Below are 18,493 nucleotides of genomic sequence, written 5' to 3'. Positions count from 1 at the left end.
CCATTGCAATTTCACAGATTAAAAAGGAGGCATTCCTTGTCATTCCTAAACATCAACTTTCAAATAGTTCTTGATTCACTATATTTCCTTTTACATCATAATGCCTGAAATCGATTTTGGGCACAGCGCCGTTGCGGAATACTTTGATCCCTAAAAAACCACCATTTACTCTCAAAAACTGATGTTCGGTTCGTTTATCATCCTGAGACCATCCTCCAGACTGGGCATCTGATACAGGCCCTGCACCAAATTCCCTCAATCCCGTTTCATTATCTATGGAATAATATTGCCAATGTCTGTCGCCATTGACTACAAAAACACCTTTTTCACCAGACAAAAACTGTCTTAACCAATTGCCTTCTTCTTCAAACAGTTTATTGGCATGATTGTCTCTTTTTTTCTCCCTGTCCGGCCCTACTACAGGTGTAGGAGAAAACAATATTTTGAAAGTGGCATCAGAAGCCTCCATGGTTTCGGTAAACCATTTCTTCTGCTCTTCCCCCCAAATGGTTCTAGGGCTTCCCGCTTGTAGTTCTTTAGGACTTCGGAACTCTCTTCCTTCCACGAGCCAAATCTGTAAATCTTTTCCCCACCTAATGGTTCGGTAGGGCTTGTCTTTTAAGGGTACATTTTCCCGCCAAACTTTCAAGCCCTGTTCTACAGTAAAGGCTCCCAATGGACTGGAATCCGGATAAACATCGTCTTTTAAAAGGTCATGATCATCCTTCAACATATAGATCGGGACTTGTTGATAGAATTCCTTAATAGAGGCCCAGCCATCCATAGCATGCCACTTGTGTCTGGCTTTTTCTATATCGGTAGCCAATGGACCTATTCTGTCATAATACACATAATCTCCAGTATGCACGAAAAAATCTGGTTTCAACTTTCGCATGGCATCATAGGTTTTGAAACCGCGTTTTTCATCGTCGTAATTCCAGAAATACTGACAGGTGGAAGTGGTTAAATTTACAGGTGAAACGTGCGCTGCATCGTAAGCGGTTTTAAATTCACCTTTTACCATTGTTTTATTGCTACTTTCCGACGTTATCCCCTCCAATTGAAAATGGTATTTTGTACCTGGCTTAAGTTTTGTAAGCGGAATTTGTACCGTAAAGTCATCCGAAGGTTCAGCCATTTCCCAATTAGAAACACCCTTTTCTCCATTAGCTTTATAGCTAACTCTAACCTTCCCTTTTGCCCCTTCCACTGCTCCGTCCATGCTTTTAACCGGTTGGTTTTCATCAAAATCCACCGGATAGAAATTGTTTGCTTTAGGTTTTGTTTTGGCTTTTTGATGAACAATGGGATGGGGTTTTTCGCTGGAGCACAGGCGCGTCCATACAAAGGCTTCTGTTTGGGAAACTTCCGTCACTTTGAAGCCATTGGGAAAATAAATTTTATTTAGTCTTGCCGGTACAATTTTGGATGGTTCAAAATGATTCTTTGAAACCAAAGGCTTTACTTTTCCTATAAAAAAGGTAAAAAGCATGACGCCAAATTTCCCAAAAAAAGACCTCCTTTTATTTTGCTTTATTTTCATTGTACCATTTTATTAATATCATTTTAAAATGATTGTTTAACCCGAAATATGCAATAGAAAATCTATTACGTGCTGAAATCGCTTCAAACAGCCTGATTTTATTGCGATTACATCACTTCCCATAAACACGGGAAATCCTATTACATAATCCGGGTTTAAATAAATCCATAGCTTTCATTTTATTCAAATTCCCTGGTATAAATAAAACCCTGATTAAGCAAACCATGGTTGGTGCTTAATCAGGGGGGATATTTGAAATCTTAATAGCCAGGGTTTTGACCTAAATCAGCTTCAATATTTTTTTCAATTTCATTGAATGGTATGGGCCACAAGTTGTTGTGGCTTTGGTACAATTCTCCTACCCATGGATTATGTGCTTTGGTCCATTCCACCAATTTCCCTAATCGGGTAAGGGTTAACAAGCGAAAGGATTCATAATGCAATTCTCTTAATCGCTCATCCAACAAATAATTGATGTCCACATCAGCAGCATTTACCTCAGGCGCCTGCGCTCTATTTCTGATGGTATTGATGTCTTCAGCAGCTTTCTCTTGATTGTTCATGCCCAAATAAGCCTCCGCCCTTAGGAGGTAGGTTTCTGCCAACCGGATGACATACCTGTCTCTGAAAGTTCTCTGAGCGGAATTGGTAAGTGAGCCAGGAACGGTCTGATCGTTATGGTAAAGCTCTGTAGGATGTTGTCCGACGACAGATGCTTTGGCAAATACAGGGAAGAAATTTCTGGTCGTATCATTAACCGAACTTAGGGCTATTGGAACGTTGTCTTTGAAAACCCATTTGCCGTTGTGATCTGAACTTGGGTTATTGACAATAAAATCTCGAACAATGTTGAATTCGGAATTCCTCATGTCCTGATCATAACCACTTTTCTGCCAGATATTGTCGTACATATACCTGGAAGGACTCATAAATCCAGAGCCTCTTCCATAATAAAAGGTGTTTGGATAAGGTATTAAAGGATGGACAGACCCATCATTATTGGCTATTTTTGCTTGCCATAATCTTGGTACTACTGTTCTTTCCAATTGAAATCCATTATTTCCCCCAGGAACATTAAATTCATACTGTAAAACCCAAATGGCCTCGGTATTTCCGGTAGATCGGTTTTGATTGCCTTGTCTGAACAAATCCCAATAAACGTCCCCTCCCAGTGTGGGGTGATCCACCATAGAACCAAACCTTTCGGTCATAAGGGCGGTTCGGGGATGATCAATTACTTCTGAGGCAGCATTTACTGCTTCCTGGTATTTGCCCAAGGAAATATACACTTCAGAAAGCATATGGAAGGCAACTAATTTATTGATCCTGGAATCATCCACCTCATCCACATCTGGAAGCTCTTCAGCAGCCATCTTTAGATCTGCAGCACTTTGTTGGTATACTTCTTCCCTACTGGAACGGACAAAATCTCTTCTTGGCGAGGTAACTTCTTCCAATACAATCGGCACATCTCCATATAAATTGGCAAGCATTTTATACATATACCCTCTAAAAAAGGCGGCTTCAGCCTGAACCTGTTTTTTCTGGGCATCAGTCAATTGACTTTGAGGAGCTTCTGATCTGCCAATGATCACATTTACATCATAAATAATCTGATACGCAGGTTTCCACAAAGCACCATAAACGAGGTTGGTATTGGTGGGAAGAAGTAAAGAACCTCCCCAATCAGGCCGAACCCCAAAATTCTTGTGGGCATAAACCATATCTGTTCCATCCCAACTTATTGCGGGGAATTTGTTTTGGTTATCACTGGTGAAAAATTCATTACGCGTTTGTGCATACAAGTTCAAAACTGCAGCTTCGTAATCTTTTTGCGTCACATAGGCAATTTCCGGAGAAAGAAAATCCTTAGGGATTTCTTCTAGAAAGCTGTCTTCATTACATCCCAGTGTCACCAGGAGCATTACTATTGTCAAGAAATTATTTTTTATCGTTTTCATGGTGTTGCAATTTACTAGGCGGTTTTTCATTAAAATCCCAGATTAAGTCCTACAGAGTAACCCTTAAGCACAGGTCTTCCAGTACGGTTAATATTCTGTCCCGTTTCAGGATCCCATCCTGGCCATTTGGTGAGGGTATACAAGTTTTTTCCACTCACAAAAACCTTTAAATTCTGGATTTTAACTCTATCCAATAATTCTCGAGGGAAATTATAGGCTAAGGAAACATCCTGAAGCCTTACAAAACTTCTGGCCAGGTACCTTGTCCCTGAGATACCGCTTGATACATTAATATTGGGGCGTTCATAAGTTGCATCTGGATTTTCTGGTGTCCAATAATCCAACCCTAGTGGAAAATCATTGTTGAAATGGTTTTCCTGGTTAATAATTTGCCAACTATTGATATTGTCCTGACCCAAGTACCTGGAGTTTCCACCCTGGATGGAATTGATAAAGAGTCTCAATGTCCAATTTTTATAAGCGACGGTATTGGCGATACTAAAGCGGAAAGAAGGTTCGGTATAACCTATGATGCTCCTGTCTGAAGGATCTATGTTTCCATCATCATTGATATCCACTACCCTATAGGCGCCTAAGTCAGAATAAACAGGTATCTCATCATTGACCTGATAAATGCCATTGATTGAATAATCGAAAATAGCATCTAAAGGATAGCCAATGAACAAGCCTTCCGAAACCAAATCGTCTTCGATCCCATCTCCATCGAGATCAAAGCCCAATAATTCTTTCAATTCATTCCGGTTTCGGGAAAATATAAAAGAACTTTTCCAGGAAACATCCTTGTTTCTGATATTGTCAGTGGTAATGGCTAAATCCAGCCCCTGGTTATGGATTCGACCAAGATTGTCAGGAAAGGTTTCAAACCGGCTTATCCCCGGAATGTCTACCTGATACAATAAATCAGTGGTTTCATTGTTGTAATAATCAATGGATCCTGTGATCCTGTTTCCCAAAATGGCGAAATCCAGACCTAAGTTGATGCCTGTTGTGGTCTCCCACTTAAGGTTGGGACTTGCCAATTTATCTATCGCTTGGGTATATAAAGGTGTTCCATCTGCTTTTATATAATTAAATCCTCCTGATACTGTGGCCAATGTTTGGTATCGACCCACGGTGCGGTTACCATTGGACCCATAAGAAACCCTTACTTTTAAATTGTTCAGCCAATTAAAATTATCGGCTATGAAAGTTTCTTCACTGGCCACCCAGGCAAATGATAGAGATGGAAATATGCCAAATTTATTGGTTGTCCCAAAACCGGAGAAGCCATCTCTTCTTACCGTCCCTGTTAACAAGTAGCGATGGTCATACCCATAAAACAGGCGGGCCATTTGGTACAAACTGCTTTCATCCCAGGCGCCGGAACTTGTTTTCTGCTGGTCAGCACTCCCAGATTGAAGGTTGTTATAGCCTAAAGCAGTATTGGCGTAAATAAAGGACGTGGCCTGTGTATATTCTGATTCCCGGCTTTCTGCACCATACAGTAGGGTTAAGAATACATTATGGACATCATTAAAGGTGTTTTTATAAGTAAGAATATGGTCACTGGACCAATTGTAATTTATTTGATGCCTTTTTTCACCACCGCCTTGAAAATTACTGGCATATTCTCTAAAGTAATTGTTTTGATCAGTAGTATAGTTGTTAAGGTAATTGGCTTTATAACTCAGCCCTTCCAAAAATGGAAAGTCAATTTGGGCATAAAAATTACCAAAGAAGTTAAGCCTTTTATCCACAAAGTCAGACTCCAATTGAACCATTGGGTTGATGGTATTACCACCTGTGATCTGTATCAGTTCTCCGTTTTCATCTCTAACAGTTGCAAATGGGGATAAATAGCGATTCCCCAATCCTGGTGTCGGTCCCATATAATCGCTTTTGGCGAAGGAGGATTGCAGGCCAAAAGCCAACCAATCAGTAACATTTGTTTCCAGGTTTATTCTTGCATTGATCCTTTTGTAACCTTCATTGACCAAATGTCCGGTTTGATCAGTATGGCCCAATGAAATAAAATAATTCGAATATTCAGATGAGTTGGCCAGAGATAAATTATGGTTTTGAATATAGGGGTTGTCATTGGTCATTAGGCCATACCAATTGTCTGAACGCCCCTGGTTATAAGCGATAATCTCATCACTTGTTTTAAAATTGGAAGAGGGTTCCCAGTTTGGATTAGTTTCCAAATAGCCAGAAGCTTCAGTCCTGCTGTTGTACAAATCGGACTCCTCAGTCTTTCTTAAATAATCTGCAGCCGTCCCTGTTCTAAACTCTTTGATGGGTTGTTGAAGCGTAAAGCTATTGGAATAGGAAATAGTAGGTTTTCCCAAATCCAAGCCTTTCTTAGTTGTTAGGATAATTACGCCATTGGAAGCCTGGGAACCATAAATGGCTGCGGCACTGGCATCTTTAAGTACATCAATCGACTTGATATCATTTGGATTTAAATCATTGATATTCCCTCTATAAATGACACCATCAATCACCACCAGTGGACTTTGTTCACCTGAAAGAGAAGTTCGTCCTCGAATCTGAATATCAGGCTCCCCTCCAGCCTGATTAACCTGTCCTACGTTCAAACCTGCTACAGAACCTTGAAGTGATTGCATGATGGAAACGTTTGGCGATTCCTGGAAAGCTTCAATATCTGCTCTAACTACCGATCCTGTGAGGTCAGATTTTTTTTGGACTCCATAGCCTACGACTACAACTTCCTCAAGTGAGGCCGTATCTTCCTTCAATACTACATTTAAAACCGACTGATTTCCTATGGTTAATTCCACAGGTAGGAAGCCAATAAATGAAATCCGAATAATTTCACCGGTAGTAGCCGTAATATTGAATTTTCCATCAATATCGGTAACAGTACCCGTATTGGTACCCACAATTATAACTGTCGCTCCAGGTATAGGGGCATTGTTTTGATCAACTACAGTCCCACTAATATTAGCTGGATTGGCCAATGTGAAATTTTCAGTATTATCAATTGCATTCAGTTTGATTGGTGAAAGGGCAGGGTGTGCACTTACTTGAAAATGGGTGCACAGTGCCAATACAGATAATGCCACCAGCCAAACCAGCTGGTAAGGAGTAAAATTTTTTCTCATGGGTTTATTGTTTTGGGTTATTGAATAATTGATGGATCAGCTTGCAAAAAACCACTCAACTAAATTTTGCAGTTTAGAACCAGGTACATAAATAACAAACTATTGTAGCAATTATAATTTGCTATTTAGTTATTATTTTTCTAGACAATGTATAAAAATTATGATAATTGTCCTATTTAAAAAATTACAAGTGGTTAAAAAATCATTAAACAGAGAGAATTTCATTAAGATCATTCGAGAAGAAATTTTCTAAATCCAATTGATCTTAAAAAAATACAGTGGCGAATTTTTGAAGCATCGCTATAGTTTATGATATTTGAAGGGGCTAAACTTTAACCCATCATGCCCAAAAACACAAATTTTAGGACAACTGGGAATCTGACAGTTATTGCCTTTTCTTCCTAAAAAAATTAAGACAATTGTGTTGATGCTCATCAAAGTGAGCCCAATGCAATTGACGGAAAAAAGAAGGGAAGGTTAAAAGAATATAGCCTATTTATTAGTTGATGACATTGATACCTATTTTTTTGAGTGTGGCAAGATTTTTTAAGTTATACTTCATTGGTCAGGCTATTTTCGACTGAATTTTATAAATTCCTGATTAAAATTCTCAAAGGTTCGGTCCCCTTCATAAATGGTTACTCTGAATTTGAACTTGGCTTCTTCTCCTGGTTGTAATGTTAAGGTACGCTTTTCAGGTTGTTCTAAATGGCGACCTTTCTGAAAATCAAACTGTCCAATGGGGTTTGCTGCAAAACATCCATAACCTCTTGCATGCCAATAAGTGGGATAATTTGTGCTTTCGGGATGGTGATAAATGGCAATCCCTATTCTTTTGCCATCCTTTTCTCCTTCTAGTCTTACCCAGCTTGAACGTTTTCCCCAGATGTTTTTTTCTGTTCGATCTCCTTCTGCATTTAAGTATTCACCTGTGTTTTTAATTTCGGATTGGTTGGACTTTTCTGCCAGCCAATCTGCTACCCGGATAGCAAACATCCCCTCTTTGGTATCTTCAAAAGTTACCGGTAGGCTCAAAGCCTTCAAAACAATGTCAAAATTAAAAATGTACCTGTCTTTTATAAAAGAAAATTCCATTTTACGGGTTTCAGAAAGTAGCGCTTTGTGGTCCTTACCTATCCAATGGCTTAAGGTGGTCAAATACCCTTTATTTTTCCCCTCCTTTATTTCCAACACTTCCATATGTTTGATTTGAGGGGGGATATCATGGATATTCCAAAAACTGTTGCCATTGACCTCTTCGTTACTTCCATAGGTGAAGTAAAGTCCGGTATGGTGGGGATGGTCTTTGCTCTCTCCTTGCCTTTCCTCAATTGGGAAACCTCTCGTTACCACTGCACCTGAAGGTGATAAAATTGGGAAAAGATAGGGTTTTAGTAAATTTTCTCCAATTTTATAACTGGTAACCAATTTGTCGTCCAGAAATAGATCGATTTGGTCTTCGGTTTGTACAAAGCTCACTTGTTGAGAGAATCCCCTTTGTATTGTCAGGGTGCAAACCAACATCATTACTAAAAGAAAATTTTTAGGATTCATTATTTGTATTTTTAGGTATTGAAATTTACTGCCGTCCGAGTAATTTAAGAAAACAGAATTAAAGTACCTCTAATGGGTGGATAAAGTTTTTATTTAAGGGTTCCGAAAACCACCCCTAAAAGGGTCAAAAGAGACGCTTTCGAATGCTATTCACCATCTAGCTGTATTTTGCAATTATACTTTTTTATCCTCAAACGGTACTGGCTAGGCGTTTGTATCTGCTACTTATTATATTAATAGGAAGAGTTTTCAATTACTTCGGCTCCGCTCAGTCACCTATATGGAAATTGGAAATGTCCTTTACATAAAAAAGCAATACCCGTATAGGTATTGCTTTTTAGAAATTAGTTTTAAAGACAGGTAAGCTACTATTCCAATGCACCTTCATTGGCCTGTAGTGACCAACCCGGGTTTTGGTAAATAACAGAATTCGAAGGATCTCCACTAGGGGAGGTGATGATAAAATGCTGGATAGCAATTGGCTCCAGGTAATGAGCGGTAGCCCATTTATAACCATCTTTCACCAAATTGGTACCTCCAAGCATGATCCTGTAAGGCAATAGGTAATCACTTTCATCAGGATTAGAAACATTTGGAGTGGCTGAATCATTGGAGCCGGCTGGGATTAATAAAGTCTCATTGGTATCCTCATCCACATACCAGCTTTTCATTGGTCCCCAAAGTTTGAACCCTTTTATTATGTAAGGATCTGTTTTAAGTTGGTCCAAAGCTCTCCAGCGTTTAAGGTCAAAGAACCTCATGCCCTCTGCAATCAATTCATTCCTTCTTTCTCTTCTAATATTGTACAAAATAGGATCTGCAAGCATTTCTCCGGCAGAATAAGTGCCCATATCCCCTTCAGCTTCCTTGCTAATAATGGTATTGGCTATCGTAAGGTTAAAGTCCGGACTAACGCCAGCCCTCACCCTTAATGCTTCCCAATAAGCAGCTGCTTTTGCATCAATGCTTCCATTGGCAAGGTAAGAGGCTTCAATATAGTTCAGGTAGGCTTCCGCTGCTCTGAACACCATAGATCCTACGGTCCCTGCTTCACCTACTGTTTGAGAAGGCAAATAGCTAAAGCCTTTCTTAATGCCGTATCCAGTAACGTATTTGGTTTCCAGATTACCCATGATCTCTGGTTGAGTGATAAGGACTGGTGATCCATCTGCATTGGTTTGGCCTATTAACCTGACTTCACCTTCATCCTTCATAAATAACTGAAGCCTGTTGTCTCTATCTGCCTTTACATCAGCAATATAATCATCTCCATGGTATCCTGAACCTGCAGCATAGATTGGTAGTCCATTGGCCATCAAGAAGCTTTCAACAAGACCTTTGGTATAACCTGTATTCCCTCCGTTGGAATTGATATAAGCATTGATATTGTGGCGTATACCCAAGGTATGGTCGTATTGTCTCCAAAGTAATACTTCATCATACTGACTCATGTCCAAGTCCCCAAACATTTTATGGTAAGGATTTTCTGAGGAATCATAGCCATCATCTAGGGTATTGGTGGTCAATGAAACCTGATCAGCAACCAACTCAGCCGCTTCCATGGCCTCATTGAGAAAGTAATCTATTTCCTGATCGATGTCTAAATTAAATCCTGGGTTATCGCCTTCACCAGGCCATCCCGGTCCCCCAGGTACATGTGCAGTACCTTTGTGGTAAAGCAGCCAGGTGGCCTCATGTAGTGCAACTCTAGATTTGAAATTCAATGCTGCCATTTGATTGATCCTGTTTTTTCCACCCGGAGGGCTAACCAATAATAGGTTGATGGCAGAATCAAGATCAGAAATAATAAACCTGGCCACTTCATTTCTAGGTTTTCGTTTGGAAACTTCAGTTAAGGTTCCCATATCATCAGGAAGTGTAGTTTTAACTATTGGAAAATCCCCTAAACTCTGAACCTTATTAAAATATTCGTAGGCCCTCAGAAAATAACCTTCTCCTATATAATGCTCCACATTTGAAGTATTTCCAGAAATCCCATCTTCTTTCCAGCGAGGGACAACAGTTTCCAGAAAATAATTCATGTCTCTAATTTGTCCAAAATTCCATGAGCCGCCAGTTTGACTCACCCTACGCTCTCCGGGTATCCACAAATTACTGGCATTGGTAGTGGCTTGGTTGTCTGTATGGTTGTCATAGCCAAAGGTACCTACATTCCATCCGGAATGCGTAGGAAAAGCATAATTAGCAATAGTATAAGCTGATAGATCAGCTTCAGAATGAAGGTAAGCTTCAGGGGTTACTACGGATAAAGGTTCTCTTTCCAGAAACTCATTACAAGACATATTCAACAATGGCAATACCATTGCAAAGGCTATATATAATTTTGATTTTATATGTATTCTCATCACAAATTCTCTTTAAAAGTTAACATTTAAACCCAATGAATAAACAGTTGAGAAAGGATAGGTCTTTCCGTCATTCCAACCGGATAAGCCCACAGATTCCGGATCAAATATTTTGGACAGCTTAGAGAAGGTCAAAAGATTTTCTCCTGAGATGTAAAAGCGAGCATTGCCCACACCAATTCTGGAAACAATTTCAGATGGTATGCTATAACCAAATTGCAAGTTTTTCAGCCTCATATAGGCCGCACTTTGTAAAAACCTGGTTTGGGTCTGGTTATTTTTACCATTATCAAAAACAGGCCTTGGGAAGTAAGAATCAAGGTTCACGTTGGCCAGTCCGGCTTGTACCATTGGTGAATTCTCATCTCGGTAAAAATCCATATGCTCCATAAATCCAGCTGCCTGCCACATGTTTTGACCTCCGGTTCCCCAGAAATATGGTCCATTAGGCATCCAGTCTCTTTTGGCCACTCCTTGGATAAAAATTCTAAAATCCCAATTTCTATATTGTCCGGATAAGTCAAGGCTGTACCTGAATCGAGGCGTGGAGTTACCTATTATTTTTCGGTCACCGGAATCTTCAAGGGTATTGCTACCTCCGTTAACAGTTCCATCACCATTTACATCTTTGTACATGATGTCTCCGGCCATCCAGTTGGTTCCCATTTGGTTTTGATTGGTCGTTTCTAAATGCTGATCCATTTCGGCCTGATCTTTTGCTATGCCCACTGTCTCATAACCCCAGATATTGCCACTTAACTCACCTTCGTACCATTGGCTAAGGTTATAGGTATCATTGGGATATTTTGTTACTTTCATCTGATCATCTGAAAGCACTCCTCTTACACTGTAATTAAAATCTCCAATATTGTCTCTCCAAGTTGATTCTAACTCAAATCCCCAAGATTTTAAATCTGCATTGTTTATGAGTGGAACACTTGTACCTAAAATTACCGGCAATTCCTGAGCAGGTCCAACCATATCTAAAGTCAACCGGTTGAAGTAATCAAAATTCACCGTCAGCCTATTGTCAAACATTCCCATATCCAAACCTATATTGTAACTTCTTACCCTTTCCCAGGTCATAAACCTACTGATAAGTCCAGGAGCATTGGCTGTATTTGGCTTAACCCCATTCACTAACCAACTTCCGGAATTGACAGAAAAAGGTTGGGTAAGGTAAAAAGGGTACCAGCTTGATGTATTCTGGTTACCCAGCTCTCCATATGATCCCCTTATCTTAAACATTTGGATTTTGTCATCCCATGTCCAAAAATCTTCTCTGGCAATATTGTACCCCATAGAAGCAGAGTTGAATAGGTTCCATCTCAAATCCTGGATAAACCTCGAAGAACCGTCATACCTTGAATTGAATTCAAAGAGGTATTTTTCTTTATAGTTATAGTTCAATCGTCCAAAGAAACCTGCGGTAGCCCAATGATTAAGGGCACCTGCATTTTGGAAATTGTCTGTAGCTGTATTGATAGAGATTACTGTAGGCGTAATTAAACCGGTCCTACTGGCACTGATATTTCTGTATTTATTCAATTCAGAATTGAATCCAGCCATTACCTTGAAATTATGTCCTTCACCTACATTGAAGCTGTAATCTGAATAAATATTGCTTGTGAAAAAGTCTTCTTTTTGATTGAATTGACTTACAGCAGTATGGCCGGCTGCACTCCAGTAAACAGGTGCGGGATAGGCTTCTCCATCCACATCGTAAGCAAAAGCAGGCAGCACATTGTTGTCATTATTGGTATTGATCAACCTATAATTAACACTGGCAATTATGTTCCAGTTTTCTTTTGGTGTATAGGTCAATTGCCCTTGCATGTAATAAAAATCCTTCAGATTATTTACCCTACCTCCTGTTCTCATCTGATTGATTTCAGAAGGGTAAGAATAATATCCATTGGGATCTTTTACCGGAACTGTAGGCCATCTCCTTGCTACATTATGGTAAAAAAGATCGTTTAAATGCGTGGCTTTTGTAAAGTATTCCCTCACAAACCTGTTGTTGTATAAAAAGCTAACCTTGTCATTGATTTTTAGGTCAACTTTAGCAGTGATGCCATACCTATTAAAATTATCATCAGCGTGTCGGGTAAGCCCTCCTTGGTCCAGATAATTTGCAGATACATAGTATTTTGCATTTTCGCTACCTCCATTGACACTTACATTGTGCTCCTGGCTAAATGTCAGTGACTTGTATTGTTCTGCAAACCAATCGGTATTACCATTTGATGTAGAGTAATATTGCCAACGTTCACCATTATTATCAGGAATGGTAGAAGCCTCAAGGGTTCCCTCTTGATAGCTTACAATTCTTTCTATTGTTTCATCACTAAATATAGGGCTTCGACCAGCGTGATAGGCAGCCTCATTATAGTACAATGCAAAAGTATGAGAATCCATCATGTCCGGTAAACCTCTAGGTTGGCCAAAACGGAAATTGTTGTTATAATTCACCTTTGCTTTTCCTTCTTTACCACTTTTGGTGGTTACCAGAATCACACCAAATGCCGCTCTTGAACCATATACAGATGCCGCAGCAGCATCTTTCAAAACAGTTATACTTTCTACATCTTGCGGATTAAGCGCATTCAAATCCCCATCCATTCCATCAATCAATACCAATGGAGAAGAACTTGATCCCTGTCCAATCGTTCCTGCTCCCCTAATATTGAAGTTCAAAGACTGATTCAATTCACCTCCCAGGCCACCTGTTTGCAAGTTCAGGCCGGGAATAACCCCTTGAAGCATTTGGCCCACATTTTGAACAGGTCTTTCAGCGATCACCCCTGCGTCAATGGTTGTTACTGCACCGGTCAGGTTTGCCTTCTTTTGCTCCCCAAAACCAACCACGACAATTTCCTCAAGGGAAGAGATGTCTTCAACTAGTGTTACATTAATTACACTTCTTGTGCCCACCTCTATACTTTGAGATTGGTACCCTATAAATGAAAATACAATAGTTGCCCCTTCAGGAACACTCAATGTGTATTTTCCCTCCAAGTCCGTCGCTGTTCCTATTGAGGTTCCTGGAATGGATACCGTAACACCAGGTATGGGCATTCCACCCTCATCTACCACTGTTCCACTAATAGCTATAGCGAAATTATCAGCAGGTGTATTTGTTGAAGCAATGGAAAAGTGCTTAACCTTCGGCTTCTTAATTACGTAAATATTTTCATTGACCCTTTTAAAATCATAAGCCACCATGCCAGATAGTTGCTCTAAAACCTTTTTTAGGTCAGTAGCTATATTTAATGTGACTTTTGTTTTGTCCACTGTTACAGCTTGGTTGTAGGCAAAGACAAAATCCGTTTGTTGCTCAAGCCGACTTAACACATCCACCAACTTCAGATCACTTACCTGAAGTTGAATTTGATAGTCTTCTAATCCCTGGCTAGTAGAAGGTTCAGCGATCAAGGTCTGAAGACCTAGCAGCATGGGAAGAAAGAGCTTTAATGTTTGTTTTGAAATACGCACAATTATCCTCAGTAAATAATTTTTCATACTTTTGTAAGGTTAAATTAATAAATGTAGGTTTTACCCGTTTTCGGGTTTTACCTTTTGATTTAATTCCGGAGCTGTTCCAGCAGTTCCGGTTTTATTTGGTTTTAAAACGGTTGTATTACATAGGCACTTTCAGTTAATTGATACATCCTTTATACTCTATAATGATTTTCCTATCATTCACTTTTTTCCATTTGAAATCAACAATGTTTTTCAACCCATATAGAATTGAATAGAGGTTGTCATTGGAATAAGACGCACGCACGGGACACAAATCAATTCCTCCGCCCTTGATTTCAAAATCTACATGATACATTTCTCCTACAGCTTTTACTACTTGATCAAATGGGAGCATATCAAAAAACATCTGTTCTGCTCTCCAGGCCAAAAACTTATCGACATCAATGTTTTCAATGTGAATTTCTTTATTTCCCTTATTTATTGTGGCTTTTTGATTAGGTTCAATAGCGGTGAAATTTGGAGTTCCTGGTAAATCTTCTGCTACCTCGACTTTACCTGTAGCAACAGCAACTTCCACATGGTCTTTATAAACTGCTGAAATATTGAAGGAGGTGCCCAAAACGCGGGTAATAACACCATTGCTGTAAACTTCGAAAGGTCTTTGTTTATTCTTTATAACTTCAAAAAATCCTTCCCCTTCAAAATGAACTTCTCTAGTACCTTCCTCAAAACGTAAAGGAAATCGAACCTTTGAATTGGTATTCATATAAATCACTGATCCATCAGGAAGAGTAACCGTTCTCTTTTGGGTTTCACTAGTGACTTTTTCAACCCATTCTGTTTTGTATGATTTTTCATTTACCGAGGAAATCAACAAATAGGTAAGTGAGCAGCCGAGGGTTAAAATAGCAGCCCATTTCAATACAGTATTTAGTTTAAAAGAAACCTTAACTTCCTTTTTATTGCTATCTATTTTTTCCTTTATTCTTAATTTAAGCTCTTTTTCCTGGTCTGTAGAAAGTGACCAATCAATTTTTCTTTTTTGAAGAAGATCGAATACATGCTTTATTTGATCCACTTCATCAGGACTTGCCTCCCCTTTTGATTGCTTCTTTAATAATCTAATAAAATTTTTCTTGTCCATTGATTTCATACTTGTCATTTATAAGTAACATGAAACCCAGTCTACACCTAGTTAAAGTAAAATTTATTTTATGCAAATAGAACTTTTGATAAATCATTAATCAAACTAATCAATTATTTTAAAATTATTATTTTATGAATTTGTGGTTTTTAAAAATTTATTGTAAAAATATGATTTAAAAATAGGTGAAAACAGACAAATATTTCGCCAATATTATTTTTAATTATTTTTAATGCTTTATTAAGATGTGCCTCAACAGTTCTTTTGGAAATACCCAATTTCTCTGCTATTTCTTTATTGGACAATTGTCTCTCTCTGCTTAAAACGAATACTTCACGGCACTTCATAGGCAAAGTCGTTACAATCATTTCCAATTTTAGCGCCATCTCTTTTTCTTCCAAAAGTAGATCTACTCCCAAATTATCTGGCAAATGATTAAAAAATTCTTCAAAATCAGTGGTTTGTTTAAGGTTTCTTACAGCATTTAAGGCTTGAAACTTCACAGCCTTAAACAAATAATTGTCCAATTTTTCTATTTCATTAAGCTGAGCTCTTTCCCATAACTTAACAAAGACTTCCTGAACGATATCTTCACAAACTGTCTGATCTTCAAATATTTTGAATGCATAGCAATAGAGTCTCTTCCAATACTTCTCATAGATAGCATTGAAAGCCTCTTCTTTACCGAGGTAAAGGCGTCGACTAAGTTCCTTATCTGACAAATTCAATTCGCTTTATAGGCTATTTTAACCGTTAAATAAAGCTATTTTTTATTTATCAAAAAAATGTATAAAGATTGATAAATTCAATAAAAAATATTATGATGTATTAAAATCCGAAATAGTCAAAATACAACCTATTCCAGGATGAAATCACTTCACAACCGAATTTAAAAACTTCAAATCACCTAATAAGTAAAATTTCCTTTACGCAAGAAAAACTTCAAATCTATCGCAGGGTAATTAAAATCATTATTCTATTATAGATACCGGTACAATCCCAAACTTATCGGCATGTTTCATGGCGGTTACAATGTCATTCACCAAGGGAAATTCTATTCCCAGGTCAAACAATTGCTTGAAAACGACGGGATCATCTGTACCAAAAAAATTGATGCCAATGCCTTTTTCATGGAGGCTTTTGGCATATTTTTTAAAGTCTGGAGTTATTGGACCTTTTAGCTGAATAAAATCTGCACCCATGGCAATGGTCCCTTCCACATAGTCCAATCCACCAGATTGTCTTTCCATATTGCAGATCAAAATTTTATCTGAGACTGACCTTGCCCCATTTGCTGCCTCCTCCTGTACGGCCATTACTGCCTGATGGGTTTTTCCCATTTCCAGAATAACTTCAGCCACTTTTTTACCCAGCTCATATCCACCTTTCAAATGAACATTTAACCAAATATTAGCCGGCATCATCTCTAAAACTTCTCTTAAAACAGGCACCTTTGTCCCGGCGAAGGCCTCATCTTTCCAACTTCCAGCATCCAGGCTTCTTAGCGCTTTTGAATCCATCAAAGCAACTTCCCCACTTCCATTGGTGGTCCTGTCCACAGTACCATCGTGCATGATGATGAGCGCAGAATCCTTGCTAAACTGAACGTCAAATTCTATCATTTGAGCCCCAGATAAAATGGACTGTTCAAAGGCAGGAATGGTGTTTTCAGGGTGACTGGTCATGGCACCCCTGTGTGCACAAAATCCTTTACTAGGCATTTCTATGCTTTGAGCCATGGTGTCTTGAAGCAGGGTTCCATTCACCAACAATAATAAAATGAAAAAGGCTGAAATGGCTTTTCCACGAACTACATTAATAGAAATCCTATTGTTAATCGAATTTTGTATGGGCATGTTTTCTTCTGATGAATTTAATCAAATTTCTTGTTTGCGATGAATTAACAAGGTAATTCCCTTTTATGAAAATTTCAAACCATTAGTCCCAGGAATGACCCTCCAAATCAAATTGATAACAAGGACTTGATAATTATTTAAACCTGGATGCTAAACTTTGGGAAAAAGTATGGTTTTGAAGTTAAATTGAATCGGGATTTTGTCAGTATTGTGGCATAAAAAAAATCAATACCGCCAAAATTGTGGTGTACTAGTGTAAATTTTGGGAGTGAATTAAATAAGCACCTACCTATCCAAACCTATTTCCAAACCCCTCAACTCTGCCAATCCTTTAAGTCGTCCTATTGCGGAATAACCAGGGTTGGTTTGCTTACCAAGGTCATCTAAAAGCTGATGGCCATGGTCAGGTCGGTAAAAAATGGGGGTATTTCGGTTTTTATTCAACTTAATTAGCTGTTGCATAATGGCTACCATGTCTACATCGCCATTTAAATGATCGGCTTCGTAAAAATCGCCTCTACTGTTCTTTTTCACATTTCTAAGGTGGGCAAAGTGAACCCTATCACCAATCTTGGCTAAAATATCAGGTAGATCGTTGTGTGCTCCTGCACCTAGAGACCCAGTACAAAAACAAATGCCATTGAAAGATTCCGGCACTTTGTCCAAAATATACAGTAAGTCCTCGTCATTTGATGCAATCCGGGGTAAACCTAATATTGGAAATGGGGGATCATCAGGATGAATGGTCATCGTTATTCCTTCTTCTTCACAGGTCTGCTGTATGGACTTTAGAAAGTATACAAGGTTGTCTCTAAGTCCATTTTTTCCAATTTCCTTATAAATAGCAATACTATTCATAAGGTCTTCTCGAGTCATGCTCTTTTCAGTAGGCACGCCCATAAGGATGATGTCAGAAAGGGCATTTTTCCTTTCCTCAGTCATTTCAAGCCACCTCTGTTTCGCTAATTCAACTACTTCATTGCTGTAATAGGAGAAAGCATTCTTTCTTTGCAATATATACTTGTCAAAACTGGCCAGATCTGCCCAATTAAAAAAAAGGGCTTTGGCCCCGTTTTGTAAGCCATAAGAAAGATCAGTCCTGGTCCAATCCAAAACCGGCATGAAATTATAACATACCAGCTTAAGGCCAGCTTTCGAGAGATTTTTTAAAGTTGCTTTATAATTATCAAGGTATTTTTCATTTGCATCGCTCCTGGTTTTAATGGCTTCATGAACAGGAACAGACTCTACTATTGTCCACTTTAATCCTGCAGCTTCTATCAAGGCCTTCCTTTCTAAAATCTCTTCCAGTGGCCATACTTCTCCATGAGGAATATAATGTAAGGCAGAAACTACATCTGTAGCTCCTGCCTGTAAAATATCCTGAAGACTTACTGAATCATTGGGGCCAAACCAACGCCAGCTTTGAATTAACGACATAAACTTTATTAATGCGAATAA

10 protein-coding genes are annotated in these 18,493 nt (G+C 38.8%); all 10 read right to left on the bottom strand.

What is annotated here, in order from left to right; all coding sequences use genetic code 11:
- Window positions 1-52: 52 nt before the first annotated feature.
- The 10 genes from AC0L7T_RS12530 to uxuA all read right to left on the bottom strand — a co-directional run bounded on the left by AC0L7T_RS12530 (window position 53) and on the right by uxuA (window position 18,472).
- Window positions 53-1,543 carry an alkaline phosphatase D family protein gene (locus AC0L7T_RS12530; RefSeq protein ID WP_473342981.1) on the bottom strand — a complete coding sequence of 497 codons (1,491 nt, stop codon included), beginning with the start codon at window positions 1,541-1,543 and terminating at the stop codon, window positions 53-55.
- Window positions 1,544-1,803: 260 nt separating this feature from the next.
- Window positions 1,804-3,504, bottom strand: a complete 1,701-nt coding sequence (locus tag AC0L7T_RS12525; protein WP_473342980.1) for a RagB/SusD family nutrient uptake outer membrane protein — start codon at window positions 3,502-3,504, stop codon at window positions 1,804-1,806.
- Window positions 3,505-3,533: 29 nt separating this feature from the next.
- The gene (locus AC0L7T_RS12520) at window positions 3,534-6,629 is read right to left on the bottom strand and encodes a SusC/RagA family TonB-linked outer membrane protein (RefSeq protein ID WP_473342978.1); all 3,096 of its coding nucleotides are present in this window, start codon (window positions 6,627-6,629) and stop codon (window positions 3,534-3,536) included.
- A gap of 570 nt (window positions 6,630-7,199) precedes the next feature.
- Window positions 7,200-8,183 carry a DUF6807 domain-containing protein gene (locus AC0L7T_RS12515; protein WP_473342977.1) on the bottom strand — a complete coding sequence of 328 codons (984 nt, stop codon included), beginning with the start codon at window positions 8,181-8,183 and terminating at the stop codon, window positions 7,200-7,202.
- A gap of 368 nt (window positions 8,184-8,551) precedes the next feature.
- On the bottom strand, window positions 8,552-10,549 hold the full coding sequence (locus AC0L7T_RS12510; protein ID WP_473342976.1) for a RagB/SusD family nutrient uptake outer membrane protein: 1,998 nt from the start codon (window positions 10,547-10,549) through the stop codon (window positions 8,552-8,554).
- 12 nt (window positions 10,550-10,561) lie between these two features.
- A complete protein-coding gene (locus tag AC0L7T_RS12505) occupies window positions 10,562-14,071 on the bottom strand; it encodes a SusC/RagA family TonB-linked outer membrane protein (protein WP_473342975.1) in 3,510 nt (1,169 codons plus the stop codon).
- A 136-nt stretch (window positions 14,072-14,207) separates the two neighbouring features.
- On the bottom strand, window positions 14,208-15,176 hold the full coding sequence (locus tag AC0L7T_RS12500; RefSeq protein WP_473342974.1) for a FecR family protein: 969 nt from the start codon (window positions 15,174-15,176) through the stop codon (window positions 14,208-14,210).
- A gap of 149 nt (window positions 15,177-15,325) precedes the next feature.
- Window positions 15,326-15,898 (bottom strand): RNA polymerase sigma-70 factor, encoded by a 573-nt coding sequence (locus AC0L7T_RS12495; protein WP_473342973.1) that lies wholly within the window; start codon window positions 15,896-15,898, stop codon window positions 15,326-15,328.
- 249 nt (window positions 15,899-16,147) lie between these two features.
- Window positions 16,148-17,032 (bottom strand): glycerophosphodiester phosphodiesterase, encoded by an 885-nt coding sequence (locus AC0L7T_RS12490; RefSeq protein ID WP_473342972.1) that lies wholly within the window; start codon window positions 17,030-17,032, stop codon window positions 16,148-16,150.
- A 285-nt stretch (window positions 17,033-17,317) separates the two neighbouring features.
- On the bottom strand, window positions 17,318-18,472 hold the full coding sequence (gene uxuA, locus AC0L7T_RS12485) for a mannonate dehydratase (protein ID WP_473342971.1): 1,155 nt from the start codon (window positions 18,470-18,472) through the stop codon (window positions 17,318-17,320).
- Window positions 18,473-18,493: the final 21 nt, after the last annotated feature.

This window comes from Cyclobacterium sp. 10D3-21 (assembly GCF_055809755.1).
Note: the sequence above shows the minus strand (reverse complement) of the source record. Positions and strands in the feature narration are given on the sequence as shown.

Coding starts and splice junctions, on each gene's coding strand:
- AC0L7T_RS12530 (WP_473342981.1), bottom strand. CDS start 1,543: ATGAAAATAAAGCAAAATAAAAGGAGGTCTTTTTTTGGGAAATTTGGC.
- AC0L7T_RS12525 (WP_473342980.1), bottom strand. CDS start 3,504: ATGAAAACGATAAAAAATAATTTCTTGACAATAGTAATGCTCCTGGTG.
- AC0L7T_RS12520 (WP_473342978.1), bottom strand. CDS start 6,629: ATGAGAAAAAATTTTACTCCTTACCAGCTGGTTTGGCTGGTGGCATTA.
- AC0L7T_RS12515 (WP_473342977.1), bottom strand. CDS start 8,183: ATGAATCCTAAAAATTTTCTTTTAGTAATGATGTTGGTTTGCACCCTG.
- AC0L7T_RS12510 (WP_473342976.1), bottom strand. CDS start 10,549: ATGAGAATACATATAAAATCAAAATTATATATAGCCTTTGCAATGGTA.
- AC0L7T_RS12505 (WP_473342975.1), bottom strand. CDS start 14,071: ATGAAAAATTATTTACTGAGGATAATTGTGCGTATTTCAAAACAAACA.
- AC0L7T_RS12500 (WP_473342974.1), bottom strand. CDS start 15,176: ATGGACAAGAAAAATTTTATTAGATTATTAAAGAAGCAATCAAAAGGG.
- AC0L7T_RS12490 (WP_473342972.1), bottom strand. CDS start 17,032: ATGCCCATACAAAATTCGATTAACAATAGGATTTCTATTAATGTAGTT.
- uxuA (WP_473342971.1), bottom strand. CDS start 18,472: ATGTCGTTAATTCAAAGCTGGCGTTGGTTTGGCCCCAATGATTCAGTA.